20 protein-coding genes are annotated in these 22702 nt (G+C 46.1%); 6 read left to right on the top strand and 14 right to left on the bottom strand.

The genetic code is table 11. The annotated features are described in order from the left end of the window. Positions 1 to 39: 39 nt before the first annotated feature. The 14 genes from HKN88_02675 to prmB all read right to left on the bottom strand — a co-directional run bounded on the left by HKN88_02675 (position 40) and on the right by prmB (position 16263). A complete protein-coding gene (locus tag HKN88_02675) occupies positions 40 to 606 on the bottom strand; it encodes a hypothetical protein (protein ID NNC96956.1) in 567 nt (188 codons plus the stop codon). Between the two features lie 56 nt (positions 607 to 662). Beyond that, positions 663 to 1373: a response regulator transcription factor gene (locus HKN88_02670; GenBank protein NNC96955.1), complete on the bottom strand. Its 711-nt coding sequence runs from the start codon at positions 1371 to 1373 to the stop codon at positions 663 to 665. 63 nt (positions 1374 to 1436) lie between these two features. Beyond that, a complete protein-coding gene (locus HKN88_02665) occupies positions 1437 to 2666 on the bottom strand; it encodes a protein kinase (GenBank protein ID NNC96954.1) in 1230 nt (409 codons plus the stop codon). 142 nt (positions 2667 to 2808) lie between these two features. Beyond that, the gene (locus HKN88_02660; GenBank protein ID NNC96953.1) at positions 2809 to 3111 is read right to left on the bottom strand and encodes a hypothetical protein; all 303 of its coding nucleotides are present in this window, start codon (positions 3109 to 3111) and stop codon (positions 2809 to 2811) included. Positions 3112 to 3143: 32 nt separating this feature from the next. Continuing rightward, the gene (gene purF, locus HKN88_02655; GenBank protein ID NNC96952.1) at positions 3144 to 4670 is read right to left on the bottom strand and encodes an amidophosphoribosyltransferase; all 1527 of its coding nucleotides are present in this window, start codon (positions 4668 to 4670) and stop codon (positions 3144 to 3146) included. A gap of 54 nt (positions 4671 to 4724) precedes the next feature. Next, on the bottom strand, positions 4725 to 5396 hold the full coding sequence (locus HKN88_02650; protein ID NNC96951.1) for a CvpA family protein: 672 nt from the start codon (positions 5394 to 5396) through the stop codon (positions 4725 to 4727). A 138-nt stretch (positions 5397 to 5534) separates the two neighbouring features. Then, entirely contained in the window at positions 5535 to 6191 is a 657-nt protein-coding gene (locus tag HKN88_02645; GenBank protein NNC96950.1) for a hypothetical protein, read from the bottom strand. A 70-nt stretch (positions 6192 to 6261) separates the two neighbouring features. Continuing rightward, positions 6262 to 7560: a bifunctional folylpolyglutamate synthase/dihydrofolate synthase gene (locus HKN88_02640; protein NNC96949.1), complete on the bottom strand. Its 1299-nt coding sequence runs from the start codon at positions 7558 to 7560 to the stop codon at positions 6262 to 6264. A gap of 6 nt (positions 7561 to 7566) precedes the next feature. Further along, positions 7567 to 8469: an acetyl-CoA carboxylase carboxyltransferase subunit beta gene (locus tag HKN88_02635; protein ID NNC96948.1), complete on the bottom strand. Its 903-nt coding sequence runs from the start codon at positions 8467 to 8469 to the stop codon at positions 7567 to 7569. Positions 8470 to 8516: 47 nt separating this feature from the next. Then, on the bottom strand, positions 8517 to 9302 hold the full coding sequence (gene truA / locus HKN88_02630) for a tRNA pseudouridine(38-40) synthase TruA (GenBank protein NNC96947.1): 786 nt from the start codon (positions 9300 to 9302) through the stop codon (positions 8517 to 8519). Positions 9303 to 9481: 179 nt separating this feature from the next. Beyond that, positions 9482 to 13006: a LysM peptidoglycan-binding domain-containing protein gene (locus HKN88_02625; GenBank protein NNC96946.1), complete on the bottom strand. Its 3525-nt coding sequence runs from the start codon at positions 13004 to 13006 to the stop codon at positions 9482 to 9484. Between the two features lie 95 nt (positions 13007 to 13101). Next, complete coding sequence (locus HKN88_02620; protein ID NNC96945.1) at positions 13102 to 14121, bottom strand: aspartate-semialdehyde dehydrogenase; 1020 nt, start codon at positions 14119 to 14121, stop codon at positions 13102 to 13104. 78 nt (positions 14122 to 14199) lie between these two features. Beyond that, positions 14200 to 15288 (bottom strand): chorismate synthase, encoded by a 1089-nt coding sequence (gene aroC / locus HKN88_02615; protein NNC96944.1) that lies wholly within the window; start codon positions 15286 to 15288, stop codon positions 14200 to 14202. An 87-nt stretch (positions 15289 to 15375) separates the two neighbouring features. Beyond that, the gene (prmB, locus tag HKN88_02610; GenBank protein ID NNC96943.1) at positions 15376 to 16263 is read right to left on the bottom strand and encodes a 50S ribosomal protein L3 N(5)-glutamine methyltransferase; all 888 of its coding nucleotides are present in this window, start codon (positions 16261 to 16263) and stop codon (positions 15376 to 15378) included. 135 nt (positions 16264 to 16398) lie between these two features. Here prmB and HKN88_02605 point away from each other — a divergent pair, with 135 nt between their 5' ends. From HKN88_02605 to aceK, 6 genes are all read left to right on the top strand, one after another. Continuing rightward, positions 16399 to 17022 (top strand): SCO family protein, encoded by a 624-nt coding sequence (locus tag HKN88_02605; protein NNC96942.1) that lies wholly within the window; start codon positions 16399 to 16401, stop codon positions 17020 to 17022. A 6-nt stretch (positions 17023 to 17028) separates the two neighbouring features. Further along, positions 17029 to 17463 carry a copper chaperone PCu(A)C gene (locus tag HKN88_02600; protein ID NNC96941.1) on the top strand — a complete coding sequence of 145 codons (435 nt, stop codon included), beginning with the start codon at positions 17029 to 17031 and terminating at the stop codon, positions 17461 to 17463. A 15-nt stretch (positions 17464 to 17478) separates the two neighbouring features. Next, entirely contained in the window at positions 17479 to 18342 is an 864-nt protein-coding gene (gene psd / locus HKN88_02595) for a phosphatidylserine decarboxylase (protein ID NNC96940.1), read from the top strand. A gap of 44 nt (positions 18343 to 18386) precedes the next feature. Beyond that, positions 18387 to 20258 carry an MFS transporter gene (locus HKN88_02590; GenBank protein ID NNC96939.1) on the top strand — a complete coding sequence of 624 codons (1872 nt, stop codon included), beginning with the start codon at positions 18387 to 18389 and terminating at the stop codon, positions 20256 to 20258. Positions 20259 to 20321: 63 nt separating this feature from the next. After that, the gene (locus HKN88_02585; GenBank protein NNC96938.1) at positions 20322 to 20945 is read left to right on the top strand and encodes a serine/threonine protein kinase; all 624 of its coding nucleotides are present in this window, start codon (positions 20322 to 20324) and stop codon (positions 20943 to 20945) included. Beyond that, positions 20938 to 22689 carry a bifunctional isocitrate dehydrogenase kinase/phosphatase gene (gene aceK / locus HKN88_02580; GenBank protein ID NNC96937.1) on the top strand — a complete coding sequence of 584 codons (1752 nt, stop codon included), beginning with the start codon at positions 20938 to 20940 and terminating at the stop codon, positions 22687 to 22689. The genes HKN88_02585 and aceK overlap by 8 nt, the downstream gene beginning before the upstream one ends. Positions 22690 to 22702: the final 13 nt, after the last annotated feature.

The following is a 22702-nucleotide window of genomic DNA, read 5'->3' as shown; positions in this document are numbered from 1 at the left end:
CGACTAACTCAAACAAAAAAAGAAAATAACCAGACTGGACTATTCAGAGTCTGGCAAGTCAAAATCACGGTTCAAGCGTAAAGCCAGCTCGGTGAACAATTCGGCCAGATCAGAACGTGCAACTTTGATGTCTTGTAACTCACGTGCTTCTTTACTGATATTTGTCATTAATTCGTCACGGGTGTTGCGTACCATTTCCAATAACTCATTACCCTGTTCGTGCAAACTGCTGCGTAAGGTTCTGGCTTCGGCGGCATTTTGCTGCTCAGTATCGGCAAACTTGTTGTCTGTCTGCTTTTGCAGATTTTGCAATTCTTTCACGCCTTCTTCGCGATCCTGTTTGCGTTCGGTTTTTTCTGCATGCAATTTATTGGACAAATCTTCAAATTCTTTACGAATGTAATTGTCCAGATTCTCGAAGCGTTTAAAAACATCCTGGCTAAGCCTCTCAATGTCACTGACCAAACGATCTTCAAGACGGGCAAAGCGCTTGTCATAATCACGCATATTGCCGCCGAATAAAATATCACGGATCTTCTCGACATTATTATCGGATAACTGGTCAGAAATTTTAGCTTCCTGGTTATCTGCATTCTTGGTACTCATAACAAACCTCTACATACTATTTTGTTTAAATATAAATTCTGTGGACTGATAAATTGTCACGCTTTTGCATGCAACTCGGAATCATCGTTTTTTTCAAGACGATAGCCGTGCTGATAAATTGCATTTAGCTGCCATCCGTTATCCTGGCCGATCTTTAGTTTTTTACGCAAACGACTCACGTGGGTGTCAACTGTGCGGGTGTTCATATCCATTGTGGTAAAACCCCAAATGGATTGCAGGATATGCGCTCTAGATACAACCCGCCCGGCACGCGAGAACAAAAATCTGGCCAGATCGTATTCGCGATGCGTGAGTTCAATCGCTTCATCACCTAATACAACGGTTGTGCTATCACCGCGAAACTCGTACGGACTCGCTTCCGGTAATTGGTCTTCGTTCATGCCGAGCACCCGACGCGTAACCGCCGTAACCCGCGCAAGCAATTCAAGTTTTCTTAACGGTTTTGCCATGAAATCATCGGCACCTTTTTCCAGTGCTTCCACCACATCTTTTTCCTGGTCTTTTTGGGTCACGAACAAGATTGGCGTGTAGGTTTTCAAGGTGGTACGAACATGGGTCATAACCTCGATTCCGCTGACGCCGGGCAGTAACCAGTCCAGGATCATTAGATCATAACTGTCGCGACCGATGCTTTTCAAAAAATCCTTGCTCGAGGAAAAATGCATAACCACATGACCGGCCGACTCCAGCCAGTTCTTCACTACGGCAGATTGGTCCAGATCATCTTCTAAATAGGCGATTCTCATTATGCTTTTGATTCCTTGTTATTGATTTTGTTGAATTTTCATAATTTGTAACCATTCATATTCTTATATTTTGTCCAAATAATCAAGCAAGTCCTGAGCGGTTTGTAGGCGGTCGGCCGGGTCTTTGGCCATTAACAAATTGATCAATTGCTGGTAGCGCGATAAGCGTTCAGATAAAAAGGGGATATCCGCATGGCTGTGTTTATAGATGACAGCCAAAGGCGTTGCCGCAACATAGGGTTTTTTACCCATCAGCATCTCATAGAAGATTACTCCCAGGCTATACAGATCGCTGCGTTCATCAACCGGGTCTCCATGTCCTTGCTCAGGGCTCATATAGTAAGGTGTGCCAAAAATTTCGCCCGTCAATGTCAGATCTATATCGACTTGAGTCTGCTTGGCCAGGCCAAAATCGATCAAGGCGATACTGTCATCTTCACGCACCATGACATTGGCCGGTTTTAAGTCGCGGTGCAATATACCCACTTGATGCAACGCACACATTGCCTCGGTCATTTGACGTAAATAGGTAATTGCCAAAGAGGCCGACATAACTTCTTTGAGCCGTTTTTTCAGGTCACCCCGGGCAAAATATTCCATCGCGATAAAGGCTTGATCGGCCGATGCCCCGTGGGAATAGATTTTTACGATATTCGGGTGATTCAGTTTGGTAATCACTTCATACTCTTGTATAAAGCGTTCAAACGCACTGGCCGACTCATTTTGGCTCTCGGGAATTTGCAACAATACCTTCAGAACTACTTCTTTATCAAGATTATCGCTATGCGCCAATAAAACCGAAGACGACATTCCACGCGACAAGGGTTTAATGATGCGATAGCCGGGAATATCGATGTCACTCGGTGCTTTGTCATCCTTATCCCGGTTTTTATCAAACAGGGCTGAATCCTGTTTACCTTTGCGGACTGCGTTTTTAATCGCCTGGACAATAAATTCGTGGGTGATCTTTTGCTTGGGAATGTAATCTTCAGCCCCGGACTTGATCGCTTTTACGGCCAGCAACTCATCACCTTTTGCGGTCATGAATATGATTGGCGGGAATCCGGGCCGCTGTTTGAAATGACGTAGCCAATCGAGACCATTCTCTTCCCCGAGCTCATGATCCAGGAGAACCACATCGTAGCCAGAGCCGGTAAAGTGGTTCGGGAGCTTACCCTGGGTCACCGGGTCATGCTCAACCACAACCGCGTCGGGCCACTGTGTTGTAATGTGGTGCGATAGCAACATACGAAAATCGTTGAAATCGTCAATAATGAGAGCTTTTAGGGACATAAGTAGCCAATTACCAGGTGAATTGCGCAACATTTATTATATATAACAGCTCATTATGCCAGAAAGCCAAGGTAAATTCTGTTAGCTTGCAAATATATAAAGTACTAACTTTTAGAATAGATTGAATCGAAGTGAGTAATTTTTATGCGCCTGTATACGTAATCAGGAAAGCTTGTAAGGCATCGATATGTTGTGCAATTTGATCAGCTTGTTTGGCCAAGGCGCTGGTTTCCAGTTCGCCGCCTATGTGACTTATATCGGCAAGACTATATAATCCGCCAGAACCTCTGAGGTTATGGCCAATGATACGGATCTTTTCAAATTCTTCGTCTTCCAGCAATCGCTTTAGTTGAAAAACCTCTAGCTCTCGGCGCTGGATGTAACCGGGTAATAAATTTTTTACGACCTCGTCGTGTTCTTCGATTTTATGATCTTTTTCACTCATCCCGAAATCCCTGATTATTTATAAGATCACGCTTATCCAAATCCGTAACTTTTAACTTCATCGTCATCTTCGTCTGCGTCATCCATTTCTCTTTTGGATTTTGCAGCATCCGAACGAAAGGTTTCCAGGTTACTTAAGTAATCTTCTGTCACGTCGCCAGTGATATATTCACCCGAAAAACACGAGGTATCAAATTGGGAAATGTCTGATGAGTAATGCGAAACCGCATCCACCAGGTCAGGCAAATCCTGGTATACCAACCAGTCGGCCCCGATCATGTCACACACCTCTTCTTCGCTTCGCTCGTGTGCAATTAATTCAGTGGCTGCCGGCATGTCGATACCGTACACGTTTGGAAATCTTACTGGCGGTGCGGCCGAAGCGAAATAAACTTTTTTAGCGCCCGACTCTCTGGCCATTTTAATGATCTGTTCCGAAGTATTCCCGCGTACGATCGAGTCATCGACCAATAATACATTTTTGTCTTTGAATTCCAGATCAATAGCATTCAGCTTGCGCCGAATAGAGCGTTTACGCATGCCCTGGCCCGGCATAATAAAGGTACGGCCAATGTAGCGATTTTTTATAAAACCTTCGCGCAAAGTTACATCCAGTGCATTGGCCAGCTCCAGGGCACTGGTCCGACTGGTGTCTGGAATAGGTATGACCACATCAATGTCGTGATCGGGCTTAAGTTTCAGGATCTTCTCGCCAAGCTTTTGACCCATCCGCAAACGTGCTTTATACACTGAAATATTATCGATTACAGAATCGGGTCTGGCGAGATAAACGTATTCAAAAATACATGGACTGGCCAAGGTTTTTTGTGCACAGGATTGAATATGCAATTGTCCGTCCAGATCAATATAGATCCCCTCACCCGGACCAACATCTCGAATTAGTTCAAAACCCAAAGAATCCAATGCCACACTCTCGGAGGCGATCATGTATTCATGTTTCCCGTTATCAGCAAGTCGCTTTCCAAACACCAGTGGTCGAATGCTGTTGGGATCCCGAAACGCCACAATGCCATGTCCGAGTATCATGGAGATAACCGCATAGCCACCTTTGCAGCGTTTATGCACATTTGAAATTGCGGTAAAGATCTCTTCGGCGTTCAGGGAACGCTTGCCAAAACGGTCAAGCTCATGTGCAAATACATTAAGCAATACTTCGGTGTCGGAATTTGTATTCAAATGACGATGATCTTGCGATTCGATCTCATTACGCAATTCTTCTGCATTGGTGAGATTCCCATTATGGGCAAGACAAATTCCGAATGGTGAATTCACATAAAAGGGTTGAGCTTCCTCCGAGCTGGAACAACCAGCGGTCGGATAGCGTACATGGCCCAAGCCTATATTTCCACGTAATCGCAACATATGGCGAGTATGGAAAACATCGCGCACCAGTCCATTGCTTTTACGCATATTCAATTTCTTGCCATCCAGGGTAACAATGCCGGCGGCATCCTGTCCGCGGTGTTGTAATACCGTAAGCGCATCATAAATAGATTGATTCGCAGCTGATTGACCAAATAATCCGACGATTGCACACATAATTTAATTTTGCCTAGAGCTTGATAATAATTTGATAAATTCGGGAATATCCATTTATTCGGGGGTAGCATCCAGCTCGTTGCTTGCTTCAGAATCCGCTTCTGGAGATTGTTCGTCAGTAAGATCTGGACTTGTTGCATCCGGGTCTTGTGAATTTTGCTGTACCGGGTCTGGTGGCGCCGGTTTACTCTCACCTGGAATTTCATCCTGCCCGGGTAAATGTTTTTTGTATTTATCCGGTGTGATGTTTTCCAAAAAGGCGGCTGCAGCTTGTGCCTGTGGTCTTAGTTTTGAATTTTGCCACCAGATCTCTTGTTGTACCGTTGCGCTACTTCCCAAAAACATGGTGAGCAATGCAACGATCAAGGCGCCGCGTGCAGCTCCGAACAACATTCCCAGAAATCGATCAGAGCCGGTAAGTCCGGTTTTTTCCACCATTAATGACAATATGAAATTCGCCAGGGCACCGAGCAACAAGATTGAAAAAAATATCACTCCGCCGCTGATAAGGTTTTGCACGATCAGTGATTTTGTTACCGGCAGATCATTTACAAAGGGGATAAAGGGAACAATTTTTGGTGCGAGTGCACCGGCAAAGGTAAATGCAGCCCAAATAGCGATCAACCAGGAAACCAGGGAAACCACTTCTTTAAAAAACCCGCGAAACAAACTAATGAGGGCTGATACCCCAAGACACGCAATTACAAAGTAATCAAAAAAAGTCATTTACTAATAACCGTAATGCTGTTTGTTTGTGAATTTGAATTTGCCTTAAAAACAGGCATCTGTGGGTGACAAGATAGTCGCATGATAACAAATCCTTTTAGGACTTGTTGCTTACTCTTGAGAGAACACATGCCTGGATTATGGATGCGCCCTGACTTTGCCGGAAACCCCGGCTTGAGAAAGTCTTTGCATAAGCTTTTCAGCTCTTGCGCGGTCTTTTTCCGGGCCCACACGCACGCGGTACATGATGCTATTGTCTTGAGTGGTATAACGGCTCAAAAATGCCGGAAAACCCTTGGCTTTTAGCCGGGAGACCTCTTTTTCCGCATTATTTCGTTGCCCGAAGCTTCCCGTTTGCACAACCCATGCACTACCTGGATCGCCGGCAACGCGTTCAATCTCGTTTTTAGTAAGAGTGGCGGGTAAACTTTGTTGTTTGGTTTCATTCAAATCAGGGCTGATGCTCAGTTCTGGTGACTGCCCGCTATTTTCCTTATCGGGTTTTGGCATAGACTGGTCTTGAACCGACGTTTTTTGATCAGGTGTTGAGGTAGAAGTCGAAATCGCGGAGCCTTGTGTAGCTTGCGAACTGACAGGCACTGGAATGCTAACCCGTTTTAATGTTCCCTCTGCCATGTCCATGCTATGGGTAAGCGGTTCGGGAACTGGCAACTCCAGTTTCTGATCTTCGGATGTGTCAGGCTGTTGACCATCGAGAATAAATGGAATAATTAATACCGCGATAAAAAGCAGTACCGCCATTCCAACCAAACGTTCTTTAATCTTTTGATCCATTGTGCAATTTAATAATAATTAATAAAAAAGGAAGCGTCCAGATTCTTCATTATACGTGAGCTTTTTAAGCTTAGGCAGTTGCCAAACAATCCAGCGCAGCAGCAACCGTATAAAAAGAGCCACACACCAGGATATGCCGGAGTGCATGCTCTTGCGCCTGGTCACACGCTTCATTGACTGAGGCAAATACATTGATATATTCTTTCTCGATATTACATTCAGTTGCAATTTGGGCCAATTCACTTGCCGGACGGGCGCGTGAACTGGCCAGATCTACAAAAATCCAGTTGGAAACATAAGGTTTTAGGATCTCGATACAGGCTTGTGCATTTTTGTCTTCCAGCATGCCAAAAATAATATTAACTTTCTGGGGAGCTGCAATACTCTCGAGATTCTGTGTCAGCTGTTTAAGCGCCGCAGGATTATGGGCAACATCCAGGATCCAGGTTTTATTTAAAACCTCTTTGACCTGACATCGGCCTGTAAGTCGAACATGCTGCAGTCCATGATTAATGTTATTTTCACTAATTTTAATAAAGTCAGAGGCTCGTATTGCACTGATAACTGCCGCGGCATTTTGAATCTGTATTGCTCCGGATAAAGCAGGTAGAGCATATTTAAAGGTGCCTGTTTTATCCGACCAAGTCCAGGAGTTCCCTTGCTCGCCTGAAACTACTGAGAAAAGGTAGTCTTTGCCATTTTCGATCAGAATGGCGCCAATACTTAGTGCATAAGCGTGGAGCGTATCCGGCATATTGGATTCCGCCAAAATACAGGGTTTATCTGGCCGCATAACGCCGGCTTTCTCAAATGCAATACTGGCAATATCATGACCCAGCCAATTCTGATGATCCAGAGCGATGGAGGTAATAATTGAGACATCGGCATCTACTGCGTTAACTGCATCCAGGCGGCCACCCAAGCCCACCTCTAATATGGCAACATCGACCTGCGCTTCGGCAAACAATAACAATGCGGCGAGTGTGGCGTATTCGAAATAAGTAAGTTTGATACCCGTTGGTTGAACTTGATTGGCAGCCGTTTGGATCTTGTTAAATGCAGCGACGATGTGATCATCACTACTATTGTTCTGGGCGATACTTATACGCTCGTTAAATTGCTGTAAATGAGGCGAGGTATAACGACCAGTCAAATAATCAGCACCTGTGAGGATTGAATCAAGCATGGCCACACTTGAGCCCTTACCATTCGTGCCCGCCACAGTGAAAATCTCATAGGGTGGTTTACTCAGACCTAACTTTTGCAATACCTGCCGACATCGTCGGGTGCCAAGGTCGATATGATCAACACTACTACTATTTAAATTCAACCAGTCTTCAGGTTGTTGACTGTTGTTTGGATCACCCACTTGAGCTTAATCAGTTCCCGCAGCTTGGGTAACTTCTGCCGCTTCAGTCACGGCTTGTTCGTCCGGTAGTTGCAAGAGCAAGCGTAAAATTTTTGCTATTTGTCCAGCCATTTTGCGACGATCCACAATCTGGTCGATCATGCCATGCTCAAGTAAAAACTCGCTGCGTTGAAATCCTTCCGGCAGATCCTCACCAACCGTTTGTTTAATAACGCGCTGGCCGGCAAAACCAATCAGTGCCTTTGGTTCAGCCAAATTCAAATCCCCTAACATCGCCAGGCTAGCCGACACGCCGCCAGTGGTTGGGTCGGTCATCACAGAAATGAATGGAATACCGGCCGCTTTCAAGCGTGCCAGACTGGCACTGGTTTTGGCCATTTGCATTAATGAAAATAATGCTTCTTGCATGCGTGCTCCACCGCTGGCAGAAAAACAGATCAGTGGCAATTTATCTTGCAAGGCTTTTTCAGCTGCCAGGGTAAATTTCTCACCAACAACCGAGCCCATTGAACCACCCATGAATGAAAATTCAAAGGCACAAGCAACGACGGGAATATTTTCAAGCGTTCCCTGCATAACGATCAAAGCGTCTTTCTCGCCGGTTTTTTTCTGGGCCTGAACCAAACGATCCCGGTATTTTTTACTGTCACGAAATTTTAAAGGGTCGGTTGATTCCAGTTCAGCAAATAACTCCACTGCATCCTTGTCGAGAAAAATCTCCAATCGGTTGCGAGCATGTATGCGTTGGTGCGCATTACATTTTGGGCACACAAAATGATTTCGTTCCAGCTCAGTGCGATATAAAACAGAGCTACATTGTGCGCACTTGCTCCATAAGCCTTCGGGCACGCTGCGTGTCCGGTTCTCGGTTTTAATGCGTGAGGGGATAATTTTATCGAACCAGCTCATTTAGGATCCTGTTTTAATAGTGTTTTACTCATGAATATAACAATTTATCAGAGTCTGACCTGGCTGGGTAGCGTTGGCAACGAAAATTTCTCGGGATATTCAACACTGTGTAAATATAAGCCATCTGGTGGCGCGGTGGGCCCGGCTAAAGTACGATCTTTTTTATGCAAAATCGCCTGCATCCACTCGGGTTCACATTCACCTTTGCCAACTTTGAGCAAACTACCAACTATATTTCTTACCATGTGATGCAAAAAAGCATTGGCTTTAACCTTGAGTATTATCCAGTTATCATCGCGCTGCACAGAAATTGAATGAATTGTGCGTATTGCCTTATGCGACTGACATTGTGATGAACGCAGTGCATTAAAATCATGCTTGCCCAACAAGAATTGTGACGCTTGCTGCATTAGCTCGGCATTTAAAGGATGATAAATCCAGGTTGCGCGATTTAGATACACTGCGTTACGCGTCAATCTATTGTAAATATGATATTGATAAGTACGTGACACGGCTGAAAAACGGGCATGAAAATCATTTCCCACCTGACGCACCCAGTAAACCGATGTATCCGCAGGTAATAATGTATTCAGGCCCAGTAACCAACTTCGTTCATCACGTTTTGCCGTGGTCTCAAAATGCACAACTTGGCCACGTGCATGTACACCTGTATCGGTACGCCCGGCACAGATTGTTTTTATTGGATGGTCTGCGACCTGACTGAGCGCTTTTTCGATTTCCGATTGCACACAGCGCATACCGTCCTGGCTCTGCCAGCCAAAATAATCTGTACCCAAATATTCTATGCCGAGGGCAATTTTAACTGGTTCCATTGATTTTAATTTATCAACTGATAATTGCATCTACAAATGACTGGATGCTTGTAGAGCATAATAGTTACAAGCTTGGAAATGTTTGTCCAGAAAAAATCACGCCTGTTATTACTAACATGGACGTGATTATTAAATGAGAAAGCGTGTGGAAACAGATATATAAATTTTTGTCTTTGAAATTAGCCTAAAGTAATCAAAATATCTTTTGCTTCACTGCGTTGGGCATCGTTGCCCTCTTCAATGACTTCCTGCAAAATACCTTTGGCATTATCCGGATCATCCATTTCGATATATGCACGTGCCAGATCAAGCTTTGTGCCTACTTCATCGACCGCATCTGCATCACCCAATCCGCCAAGTATATCTGGCCCACTATCACTAAGACCCATGGCTGAGAGTTCATCATCACTCAAGGTTGCGGTTTCGGTATGCTGGTCATCATCCACGACCTGGAACTCTGTCGAGAATCGATCTTCTGATTTGTCTTTATCCAGAATAGACTCAAGTTGCATAGTACCGGAATCAGTATCCGAGACCCCGTCGGGCAACATACTTTGCAATGTATCGTCGGCAAATGCCTCTTCACCCGACTCACCGAACATTTGCTCAAGATCCAGGTCCAAGGCACCTTCCGTCGTACTTTCAAGACCATCGTCTAAAATCAGGTCAAGGCTATCGCTGGCCTTCATTTGTTTGGTTGATTCGTCTGCTACTGATCCCAGCGCTTCTGAAAAGTCATGCTCAGCACTAGCGTCTTCTGAAGCACTTTGATCAAAGTCAGGAGCATCTGCAATTACATCGATGTCATCCGACTTATCAAGATCAAAACCAAAATCTTGTGTGGTTTCAGATTCATCATCATCCGATTCATTCAAATCCGCCGCACCCAGATCAAGATCACTAAAATCCAGATCAACGTCTGCCGCTTCTTTGTTTGATGGAGAACCAATGTCCAGATCCAGTATGTCTGCGATCTTGACCTCTTCGGTCATGGTCAGATCATCATTTTTAAGTTCAGCCATGATAGTTGGATCAATGTCTTCAAGCTCGGCTACTTCTACCGCATCGGTATCACCCGGGTCCCAGCTGGCAATCGGAGACTCTGCAGTATCTTCACCGCTACTCTCGCTTATTCCCTCAACTCCACTCAAGGTAGCGTCAAGATCCATACTGAAATCTTCTATTGCTTCTTCAAGGTCAACCGGGGCATCTGGCAAGTCGAGATCCAGATCCAGGTCCAGGGCATCATCACTGGCGGCCACTCCTGCTACGGGCGCATCAGGTAAGCCAAGTTGCTCGTCCAGATCCAGGGCAAACTCATGTTCTTCTGCTGATTCTTCACCACTTTCCAGGACTGACTCAAGGTCATCATCAGATTCACCATCGTCGAACTCTTCTTTGCTGCTCTCGTCAGCAGCGCCAAGATCCAGATCTACTTCTGCCGGGGTTTCATCCTGAGGAGCATCGCCACCAAATAAACTTTGATCGATATCGAGTTGATCAACCTGAATTGAGCCGGTTTCATCAAGCTTGAAATCCAGTCCGTCATCAAGTCCGGGCGCTCCAACATCTCCACTGAATAATTCATTTTCAGGAGCGAGCTGTTTGCCCATAATGACTATGTTTTCCCAGGAGCCCTGGTGATTATCCTTAGCTTCTTTTTTTATTTCGCTCGCATAGCGGGCAAACTCTTCTTTGTTTCCAGATACAAAGAAAACTTCCAGAAGTTTTTCTTTGAATTCAAAACTGTCATTTTCGGTAATCGCCGTTTGCATTAACTCGGCGGCCTGATCGTAGAGCCCATAGGCCATATGGAAATCCGTTTCAGCCAAGGGGTCATTCTGATCAAGCTGTAAACTCGTGCTACTCGCATCTGCCAAGGTGGTATCTTCAAACGGCAGCGCCTGGTCGCTCTCAATGCTTTCGCCACCATCCAGAGCTTCCATTTCCTGGGTTGTATGCGTGGTTGTTACCTGTAGTTCGCCGGTTAGATCCAGATCGACAGGTTCAGTGGGAGCTTCGGGCTCATCTGGCGCATCCAGGCTTAATGGTGGTTCAATTCCCGCCTCTTCAAAGGAGGTTTCACCGACTTCAATTTCGGAAGACAGACCAGTATCTTCGTATTTACTACTGATCTTGGTTTTCACTTTTTCAGCAATGCTTTCAGCGGCCAGATCCAGATCATCATCAACAAACAATGTATCCCGCGAGGGGCCTTTTTTAATTTTCCGGTAAGCAAACAAACCACCGCCACCGACTAACAATAGGCCACCCAGGCCAAAGGCGATTTTCTGAAGTAATCCGGCCAGATCAAAAGCAGACTCTGGTTGGGAAACATTAACTACTGGAATTTCCGGTTCAGTGGGCGTGTCAATTGTTGCGTCGATTTCGCCGCCACCGGTCGTTGTATCAGGAATACTGGTGCCTGCCCCGGTATCAGTAGCGATTTCTGTGCCTGCGCCAGTTGTTGTATCCACGCTACCAGTATTTGTATTGTCAACCGGGAGGCCATCCAGTGTGGTATCCGTGGTGCCAATTTGATATTGTTGTTTCAGTTGCTCTTTGAGAGCGTTCATTTCATTGTTTTGTAATGCCAGCAGTCGCTCAAATTCTGCAACTTTTTGTTCAAGTTCTTGAATACGTGCTTGACCTGCGGCGTCGACTGAGCCACTGGCATTACCATCACCGCTGCCCGCACTCAGAGTCTGGTCAGTACTGAGATCCGGCACCTTGAGCACCAAAGTTCCACCTTCATCACGAGCCAACGGTGAAGCACCGCTGTTAGAACTTGCACTGGAACCTGCGTCTTGACCGGAAATGCTACCACTACTGGCGCTTAGCGAGGTGCTGGTACCACGACCTACAGATTCACGCCAGGATCGAGTTTGTGCACGCACCTCTTCATTGGCAATTTCGCGGGTGATGCGGCTAATTGCAACTCGATCGGGGATACGCAATACCCGATTCGCTTTCAAACGGTTGATGTTGCCGTCGAACGCTTCTTGATTGGTTCGGTAAATTGCCATCATGGTCTGATTAACGGAGAACGAACTATCCGGCTTCATGTCATTGGCAATTTCCCACAAGGTGTCCCCACGGCGAACTTGATAACTTTGCCCGGACTCTCCACCAACTTCTTGACGATAACGATCACCCGGATAGGTTTGTGGTGGTAAGCCAACTCGTACTTCATCACGCTGCACGTTGCCTTGTGCAACAGAAGAACTCTCTGTGCCCGTTACAGCCGGGGCAACATAGGGTGTGGTCTCAGTTGCACTTGAGGATTGCTGGGATGGTATAAATAAAGGTGGATCTACGAGAACCGTATATTCACGCAGAATTCGGCCTTGTGACCAATTTGCTTCCATTAAAAAAGTTAAAAACGGATCCTGCACAACTCGACTGGATGTCACTCTAACAACACGACTGCCGTCCGGTTTGTTGACTACTTGAAATTGAAGGTCATTAAGTATCGAGATCAATTCGACATCGTAACGATCAAAAACTTCTTTATCTGGCACCGACAAGATCAAACTGGACAATTCATCCCGGGTTGCAGAAGTGATCTGTACTTCAGCGTCTAATGGTTGATTAAGATTGGAATGAATGGTGATCTCACCCAGTCCCAGACCAAAGGCCAACGGGGTGAGCACCAAGGAGGCTGCTAGCCCCAATAACCATTTAAAACTTAAGCGATTTGCCATACTGATCCCTATGCTACGGGCCCCCTCTTGGAAATTGAAAAAAGCGGGCGCGATTAGCTGAATAAAATACTTTATGTAATGGGGCTAACTATAGCTTATAAATGACTTTTTACCAATATTTCAGCGATTTGCACAGCATTCAAAGCGGCACCCTTGCGAATATTGTCACCAACCACCCACAAATTCAGACCCAGCTCATGCGAGACATCCTCGCGAATGCGACCTACAAAGACCTCATCGCGGTTGGTGGCATGACTGACCGCAGTGGGAAATTCAAAGGGGTCACGATTATCAACAACTCGCACGCCAGGCGCTTTTTCCAGCAATTTCATAGCCTTATCTGCGCTAATTTTTTCCCTGGTCTCGATATTCACCGCCATAGAGTGGCCAAAAAAGACCGGTACACGCACGGCCGTGGCATTCACCCTGAGCTTGGGTAATCCGAGAATTTTTCGACTCTCCCACACAATTTTCATCTCTTCCTTGGTATAACCATTATCCAGCAGCACATCAATGGCCGGCACCGCATTAAAAGCAAGCTGGCGACTGAGGTCACCTTCCCCGCCACGGGCATTCATGATTTGCGCTACCTCATGCGAGAGTTTTTGCATTGCCGATTTACCGGCACCTGATACGGCTTGGTAAGAAGCAACATTCATACGCTCCAAACCCACCGCATCGGAAAGCGGTTTCAAGACCGGCATCATTTGCATGGTAGTGCAATTCGGATTGGCAATAATGTTATGGGTTTTATAGTCAGCGACCTTTTCAGGATTAACTTCGGAGACAACCAGCGGGATGTCGTCTTGATAACGAAATGCCGAGGTATTATCGATCACAACACATCCGGCTTGTGATGCGCGGGGTGCATGTTTTTCCGAGACCGAACCACCTGCTGAAAACAGGGCAATATCGGTATTGGAAAAATCAAACTCTTCGACATTTTGTACTGTGATATTCTTTTTCCCAAAAGACAGGCGCTTGCCTGCAGAGCGCTCACTGGCCAAAAGACTTAAATCATTAACAGGGAAATCTCTTTGTTGCAAAATTTCCATGATGGTTTCGCCCACCAAACCGGTGGCGCCAAGAATAGCGAGATTGTATTTATTTGACATACTGTATTTTAGATTTGAAGTGATTAATTAAAGAAAGTTTCTATTACAACTAAAGTGAAATTTTTGCACCCTGAGAGCTTAGCGACCCCACCCAGGATTCTGGGCACGCTGAATTAATACCTGATCCATCAAAACCAGGGCCAACATAGCTTCCGCAATAGGTACGGCGCGCAAACCCACACAGGGATCATGACGACCGGTAGTGATCACATCGGCGTTCTCACCCTGGGCGTTCACGGTTTGACCACTGAGTCGCAAACTGGAGGTTGGTTTAATTGCCAATGTGGTCACAATATCTTGTCCAGATGAAATGCCACCCAGGATCCCACCTGCGGAATTACTTAAAAACTCGGGTTGTGCAGATTCGGCTGAAGCGCGCATTTCGTCACGATGTTGAGTACCTTTTTGCGACACCACACGATGACCATCGCCAATACCAACCGCCTTGACCGCTTGTATTCCCATTAAGGCAGAAGCGATTTCCGCATCGAGCTTGTGAAACACCGGCGAACCCAGGCCAGCTGGAACCTTACTGGCTACAACGGTTAGTTCTGCGCCAATAGAATCGCCCGACTTGATCATGGCGTGCATGTATTCTTCACAATCTTTAATGCGTGAGGGATCGGCACAAAAAAACGGATTGTCATTGGCACTGGCCGGGTCTGGCGCCGCCAGTTCCAATTCGCCGAGTTGTGACACATAGCCGTAAAATTCGACGCCAAATTGTTCGCGTAAATATTTTTTTGCAATTACCGCGGCAGCCACTCGCATAACGGTCTCACGCGCCGAGGAACGACCGCCACCGCGATAGTCCCGAATGCCATATTTTTGGTCATAGACGTAATCGGCATGACCAGGACGGTACAAGTCCTTGATCTTGCTGTAATCGCGGGAACGCTGGTCGGTATTCCGGATGAGTAGTGCAATGGGTGTGCCGGTAGTCTTGCCTTCAAACACCCCGGACAGGATCTCAACTTGATCGGCTTCACGGCGTTGACTGGTAAAGCGTGATTTACCGGTGCGACGCCTGTCAATATCGGTAGTAAAGTCTTCCACCATCAATTCCATTAGCGGTGGACAGCCATCGATCACAGCACCCATCGCGGGGCCGTGACTTTCACCAAAAGTGGTGACACGAAACAATTGACCAAATGTATTTCCTGACATAGCCGCGTATTATCGTTGAAATTGAAAAAGATATCCCAATAAATTTTCGCATGGACTATTGTCTTGCAAGACAATAGCTATTCACTGCTAAGGTTTGGCGAATGCCTTTAATTGTTTGGCGGTCAGCATAAAGACACCCTCACCACCGTGCTCGAACTCAAACCACATGAAAGGTAACTCGGGATAGGCACTACTCAATGCATCCGCGGATAATCCGACTTCAACAATTAATACCCCGTTGTCATTCAGGTAATTACTCGCATTTTGCAAGATTTTTTGCACATGGAACAATCCGTCTCCGCCCGAGACTAACCCCATTTCAGGTTCAGTTTGAAATTCATCGGGTAATGCACTGATGGCATCAATTGGGACATAGGGTGGATTACTGATGATCAGGTCGTAAGTTTCCGTCGGCAAGCCATCAAACAGGTCGGCTTGCACCAAATGCACCCGGTCTTGTAAATTGAGTTTTTGACAATTGATCTCCGCCACGTCCAGAGCATCTTGTGAAAGATCAGTGGCGGTCACATGCAGATGCGGAAAATAATGCGCAATTGCCAGACCGATACAACCGCTTCCCGTGCACAGATCCAGCACATTACTGCTTGCATCAATATCCAGCCATGGGCTGAATTCATTCAATATGAGTTCGGCAATTGGGGAACGCGGCACCAGTGTGCGTTCATCGACATAGAATTCCAGACCGGCAAACCACATTTTATGCGTGAGATAGGCCATTGGCTTGCGGCTTTGGATGCGCAAACGCATCAAGGTCTGGATCATTTTATGATCTTCCGCACTAACTTGCTCTTGATAGGCCTGTTCATCCAGATCAAAAGGCAAATTCAACACATGATGTACGGCCCAGGCCGCTTCATCGTAAGCATTACCCGTGCCATGCCCGTAATGCAGGTCGACTTGTGAAAATAAATGCGCGACCTGATCGATCACTTGTTCAATACTTGGCTGGGACATAGTCTGTTTGTGGTGTCGGGCAGCAATTATAGCCCGCTGTAGCTCGGATATTATTTATGCAGTTTATGGTAACACAGGCAAAGCGAGATACAATGCAGGCTGTAATTCTTGCATTTTTAATTTTGTTAGCGATCCATGCGTAAATTTATAATTTTTATTTTAATTTTCTCGAGTTTTGTTCTGGGTATTGCTGTGAGCATAATGCTTCAGCAAAAACAACATCTTCTCAGTGACCACACTCTGGCCTTCACTCCAGCCAGGTCCTTACCTGATTTTCAACTGCTTGACCATACGGGGCAAAATGTTGGCAATGAAATTCTCGAGGGACAATGGTCCTTGCTGTTTTTTGGCTTTACTAATTGTCCCGATGTGTGCCCCAACACCTTGAGCCTGTTAAAAAACTTGCAATCCAGGATCAAAAACCCAGAACATAATCCGCAAATTGTATTGGTGAGTGTTGATCCGATGCGTGACACGCCGGAAAAAATGCAGGCCTATGTGTCGAGTTTTAAAACCAACATTATCGGGCTTACTGGCGAATTGCATAAAATTCAGGTACTGACCGATTTCCTCGGGGTCGCTTATGCGTATAACGCCCTGCCGGATGGCAGTTATACGGTTGATCACACCGCTGCTGTCTTTGTCCTCAATCCTGATGGAGAATACGCCGGTATATACACTGGAAATCTTGCCGCCCCAAATGCTCTGGAAACGCTGGCTGATGATTACCGCATTATTACAGAAACCAAATACCCCTGATCGGTCATGACACTGCATAAAAACTTTTTACACTTGCTCATCGCCTACGTATTGCTGAGTTTGCTGGCGTGTGAACGAAATCCGATTGAATTAGACAATGCCTATATTCCGGTGCGAAATAACCTGCAGCAGCATTACGCGGCCTATTTCACCTTGCACAATAATACGGCTACGGATCTGGTCCTGCTCAATGTCAAGAGTCCGCAGTTTTCTCAAGCGATGCTGCATGAAAGCACATTTGAAAATAACATGTCGCGTATGCGGCACATGCATGAAGTTCACATTCCGGCAAACAGCAAAGTAGTTTTTGCCCCCAATGGCAAACACGTTATGTTAATGCAGGCAACCGAGCAAATTAGTATACGTGAGTCAATTGAACTGGTTTTTAAATTTAAACAACAAGACGAACAACGCTTCATAATTCCCTTACGCACACAATAATAAATAAGGCTTCCCATGCGCAACAAATTTTTTATTTTTTTACAACATATTATTCCGCAACATTTTTTATCGCGAACTATGCATAAGATCGCTCGGGTGCGTACGGCCTGGTTCAAGAATTTTTTAATACGGAATTTTGTAAAAATATACAATATCGACATGCTCGACTACGGGCATAAAGACGAGCTGGATTTTGAAAGTTTTAATGACTTTTTCACTCGCGCCTTGATGGATGGCGCACGCCCGATACATTCGGCACAACAAACTCTGTGTTCGCCCGTAGATGGTGCCATGAGTCAATCTGACCGCATAGAAAATGGTCAGATCATTCAAGCCAAAGGCATGCATTACAGCGCCAGGCGCCTGCTTGGTGACAGTGTTTGGGCCGAGACCTACGCCAATGGCAATTTCAGCACCATTTACCTCGCCCCTTTTAATTACCATCGTATCCATATGCCCATCGATGGCAAATTGGTAAAAATGCGATATATTCCGGGTAAATTATTTAGTGTAAATTTAACCACTGCCGACAATGTGGATGCCTTGTTTGCCCGCAATGAGCGGGTCGTGTGCGAATTTGAAACCGCACTGGGTAAATTAATCATGGTGTTGGTGGGTGCGGTCTTCGTGGGTAGCATAGAAACCGTTTGGGCGGGTGAGATCACCCCGGCGAAACCCCGCACCGCTTTTGATGAAGAATATGTCGATAAAAATATAAGCTTGCGACGCGGTGAGGAAATGGGGAGATTTAATATGGGCTCTACCGTGATCCTGTTAAGCGATAACCCGGACTTGATATTTGATAAAGATCTCGACGTAGTTCGCTTGGGCGAATGTATTGCCGAATTGTCTAGTAGCAGTGCGAACGAAGAAGAATAAGCCTGCTATCAATTGCATAAAGAACAGATAAAAATGGAACAAACATGAAACTACTTTTGCACAAGCATTTTGGTCCGTATTTTGTCACCCAGTTTTTGGGTGCTTTTAATGACAATGTGTATAAAAACGCACTGCTGGTGATTTTGGCTTTTTCCGCATTTGAAATTGATAACGATATCCTGACCAACTTGAGTGCTGGCTTGTTCATTCTGCCGTTTTTTCTGTTTTCCGTGTATGCCGGACAAGTCGCCGACAAATACGAAAAGTCACGCTTGATACGTTTTATCAAGATCTGGGAAGTGTGTTTGATGTCTATTGCGGCCGTGGCTTTTTATTTTAATATTTACTGGGTCCTGATCGCTTTGGTGTTCTTAATGGGCACCCAGTCGTCATTTTTTGGACCGCTCAAATACAGCTTGCTTCCGCAGGTGCTGGAAGAAAAAGACCTGGTGGCCGGCAACGGTTTGGTTGAAATGGGCACCTATGTTGGCATTTTACTGGGCACTCTGGTTGGCGTGCTACTCAGTGATGTGAGTGGCAACAGTGCGGCCGGAACCAAACAATACCTGTCTATCGGCATTGTAGTTATTGCCGTGAGCGGATATTTGTCGGCGAGTCGCATCCCGGAAATTCCCGCATCCAATCCCAAACTGCGCTTTAACTGGAACCCGCTGACAGAAGCCCGCGACATTTTCACGCGTGCGCGCAAGGATTATTCCGTCATATTGGCCATGATGGGCATTGCCTGGTTCTGGTTTTTGGGATCGGGGTATCTGGTGCAGTTGCATGCGTTCACCAAAGGCACCTTATATGGTGATAAAGGCGTGGTTGCCCTGTTATTGTCGTTTTTCTCGATCGGCATTGGTGTCGGCTCGTTAATGTGTAAAAAACTCTCCGGTGACGTGATCGAGATCGGACTGGTGCCCATTGCCTCCATCGGTTTAACAGTCTTTGGAGTTGACCTGTTTTTTGCCGCCATCGGGTTCACCCACAGCACAACCGTTGGTTTTGTAGAATTCCTTGCACTGGGCGGATCTAAACGCATGATCTTTGATATTTTCATGATCGGGGTATCAGGCGGACTGTACATTGTGCCTCTCTACGCCATGGTGCAACATCGTACTGAAACGCATGAACGCTCACGCATTATTGCGGCTCTGAACATCCTGAATGCCTTTTTCATGGTGATGTCAGCGGTGGTGGCCATCCTGATGCTGAGTGTTATCGGCTTGAGCATTAGTCAGTTCTTTTTGGTCTTGGCAATAATGAACGCGGTTGTGGCAATCTTTATTTATTACCAGGTACCCGAGTTCATGTTGCGCTGTATTGTCTGGGTACTAATGAATACGATTTACCGGGTTAGATCCATCGACCTGGATAAAATCCCCAAAGAGGGTGCGGCTATTGTGGTGTCCAATCACATCAGTTTTGTCGATGCCTTGATCATGGCGGGACAAATACGCCGACCGGTACGCTTTGTGATGTATTACAAGATATTCCAGAACCCGATATTGAATTTTTTATTCAAAACCGCAAAAGCCATTCCTATCGCATCTTACAAAGAAGACCCGAAAATGCTCGAAAATGCCTACCAGACCATTGCCAAGGAACTTGAAGCCGGTCATGTGATTGGATTATTCCCGGAAGGCGCGATAACCCGCGACGGTGAACTGTTGCCGTTTAAAAAAGGCATAGAAAAAATACTGGAAAAGAATCCGGTTCCGGTTGTCCCTATGGCCTTGCGCGGTTTATGGGGAAGCTTTTTCAGTCGTAAATATGGCTCGGCCATGCAAAGTTTCCCACGGCGCTTTTGGTCCAGGATTACGTTGATCGCAGATGACCCCATTCCTGCAAATGAGGTAACCGCAGAAATACTTAAAGCAAAAGTATTGTCGCTTCGCGGTGATGAAAAATAATTATTCAACATGCTTGACTCATTCAACCTCGATCCTGCGCGCCAACAATTACTCAAGGCAGACCTGTTTGGTACGATTAGCAAGGAATTTGATCTCACAAGCCAACAGTGGCTGGTGTGCAGAAATACCAATAAAGCCCGATGGTGGACACGCTGGATAGCACGCTATCTAGCGCATCGTGAAGCCAGGGCATTAAAGCATCTCGACCTGCCTGGCTACATTCCTGAATTACTACACTGGAACAAAGGCCTATTGTTGCGCTCCTGGCAAGAGGGTGAACCAATGCATATTGCCAAGCCTACTCATGCGGCGTATTTTTCAGACGCCCTCGCCCTGTTGCGCACTTTGCATTTGCATAAAATTGCCCACAACGACCTCGCCAAGGAAACCAATTGGCTGGTCACCCCGGCTGGCAAACCGGCCTTGGTCGATTTTCAATTGGCTAGACATTTTAAAAAACGCAGCAAATGGTTTCGTTATTGTGCGCGCGAAGATATCCGTTATTTACTCAAACACAAACGTGGATTTTGTCCTGAACACATGAGCGCCAGGGAACAAGCCATGGTTGCCACACCCGGAATTGCCAGCCGTATCTGGAAACAAACCGGCAAGCGGGCGTATTTGTTTATTACGCGTAAGATTTTCAAATGGCAGGACCGCGAAGGTGCCTACGATCGCAATGAATGATACAGGCCTAAATACCGTCAAGCCGGATGCAAACTTGATGCAACACTGTGCGCGTGAGATCTTTAACGGCTTTTTAGGTTACAACCAGGATTTTCGTAGCGTCACACTGCGCGCTAAAGCCCGCTTTGAGTCACAAAACTGGTACGCCAGCCAACGCGACCAGGCCAAGCGCATCGAACTCTATGATGAATGGGTCTGGCGTCTGGTTGAGGAAATGCGTGAAGAACTCGGCAGGCACGCCAGTGACCCGTCAGTTTGGGCGCAAATCAAATCCGCTTATGTGCATGAGATCAGCGAGTACCAGGAACAGGAGTTTACCAAAACCTATTACAATTCGATCACGCGTCGGCTGTTCAAAACCGAAGGCACAAACCCGCAAGTGGAATTCGTGGCTCTGGACCTCGATCCGATTAAAAATGTGCAACACAATGTACCTAGTATTTGCTATCGCTATGAGAACGATCTGCAATCCTTGTTTGCCGAGGTTCTGGACAACTACGCGTTTAAAGCAAATTACATTGATAAATTGCACAGTGCCGAGTTTTTATCAGATCAGGTAAAAAAGTACAACCTTGACCCGTATCCGGAACGGGAACTGCATCACGTCGAAATTATTCAAGCCGTGTTCTACCAAAACACCCGTGCCTATCTGGTCGGCAAGATTGTTTTTAATTCTACGGCTGTGCCATTTGCGATCGCGCTAAAGAATATTGAAACCGGTATCAAGGTGGATGCGGTGGTTCAAACCCAGCGGGATTTCAGCATCCTGTTTGGTTACACGCGCTCGTATTTTCATGTGGATCTGGAAACGGTTTCGGAAATGGTGGATTATTTGCACGAGCTGTTGCCCCATAAACCGGTGGCCGAGCTTTTCACAGTGCTTGGTCGTGCTAAACAAGGCAAAACCGAACGCTATCGTGACTTAATGCAACACATGGAAACAGCCAAAGACCAGTTTATTATTGCACCGGGTGATGCGGGTCTGGTGATGGCGGTGTTTACCCTGCCCTCATACGATGTTGTTTTCAAGGTCATTCGTGACAAATTTGGTTATCCCAAAACCAGCACGCGTAAAGAAGTGATGCAACGCTATCAACTGGTTTTCAAAAAAGATCGCGCCGGCCGCTTGGTTGATGCTCAGGAGTTCCGCCATTTACGATTCAAGCTGGACAGATTTGAACAAAAATTACTGGATGAATTACTCAAAACCTGTGGTAATTCGGTTGAAATACAAAATGAATATTTGCTTATCAAACATTCATACATTGAACGCCGCATGCAACCTCTGAACTTGTATTTGCAGCAATGCGATGACGAAACCGCTGAAGATGTGATCGTTGACTTTGGGCAATCCATAAAAGACTTGGCTGCGAATAATATCTTTCCGGGCGATCTGTTACTGAAGAATTTTGGCGTAACCAGTAATCGACGGGTTATCTTTTACGATTACGATGAGTTGTGTTTATTGCAAGAGTGCAATTTTCGCAAATTTCCCAAAGCCCGGAGTTACGAACAACAGATGGCGTCGGACGCCTGGTTCTATGTGGCTGACAACGACGTTTTCCCGGAGCAGTTCACGGAGTTTCTGGGCCTGGAAGGCCGCTCGCTGGAAGTGTTTATGCAACATCATGCCGATGTGTTGGATTTTGAATTTTGGAAAGAGTTACAGGCCAAACATGAAGAAGACGCATTGATCGAGTTCTTGCCCTATCGCAATGCCTTGGCCACAGAACGCTTGTCATAGACTTGTCATTGCA

This window comes from Gammaproteobacteria bacterium (assembly GCA_013001575.1).
GTDB lineage: Bacteria > Pseudomonadota > Gammaproteobacteria > Steroidobacterales > JABDMI01 > JABDMI01.
This window is presented reverse-complemented; position numbering and strand designations above follow the sequence as displayed.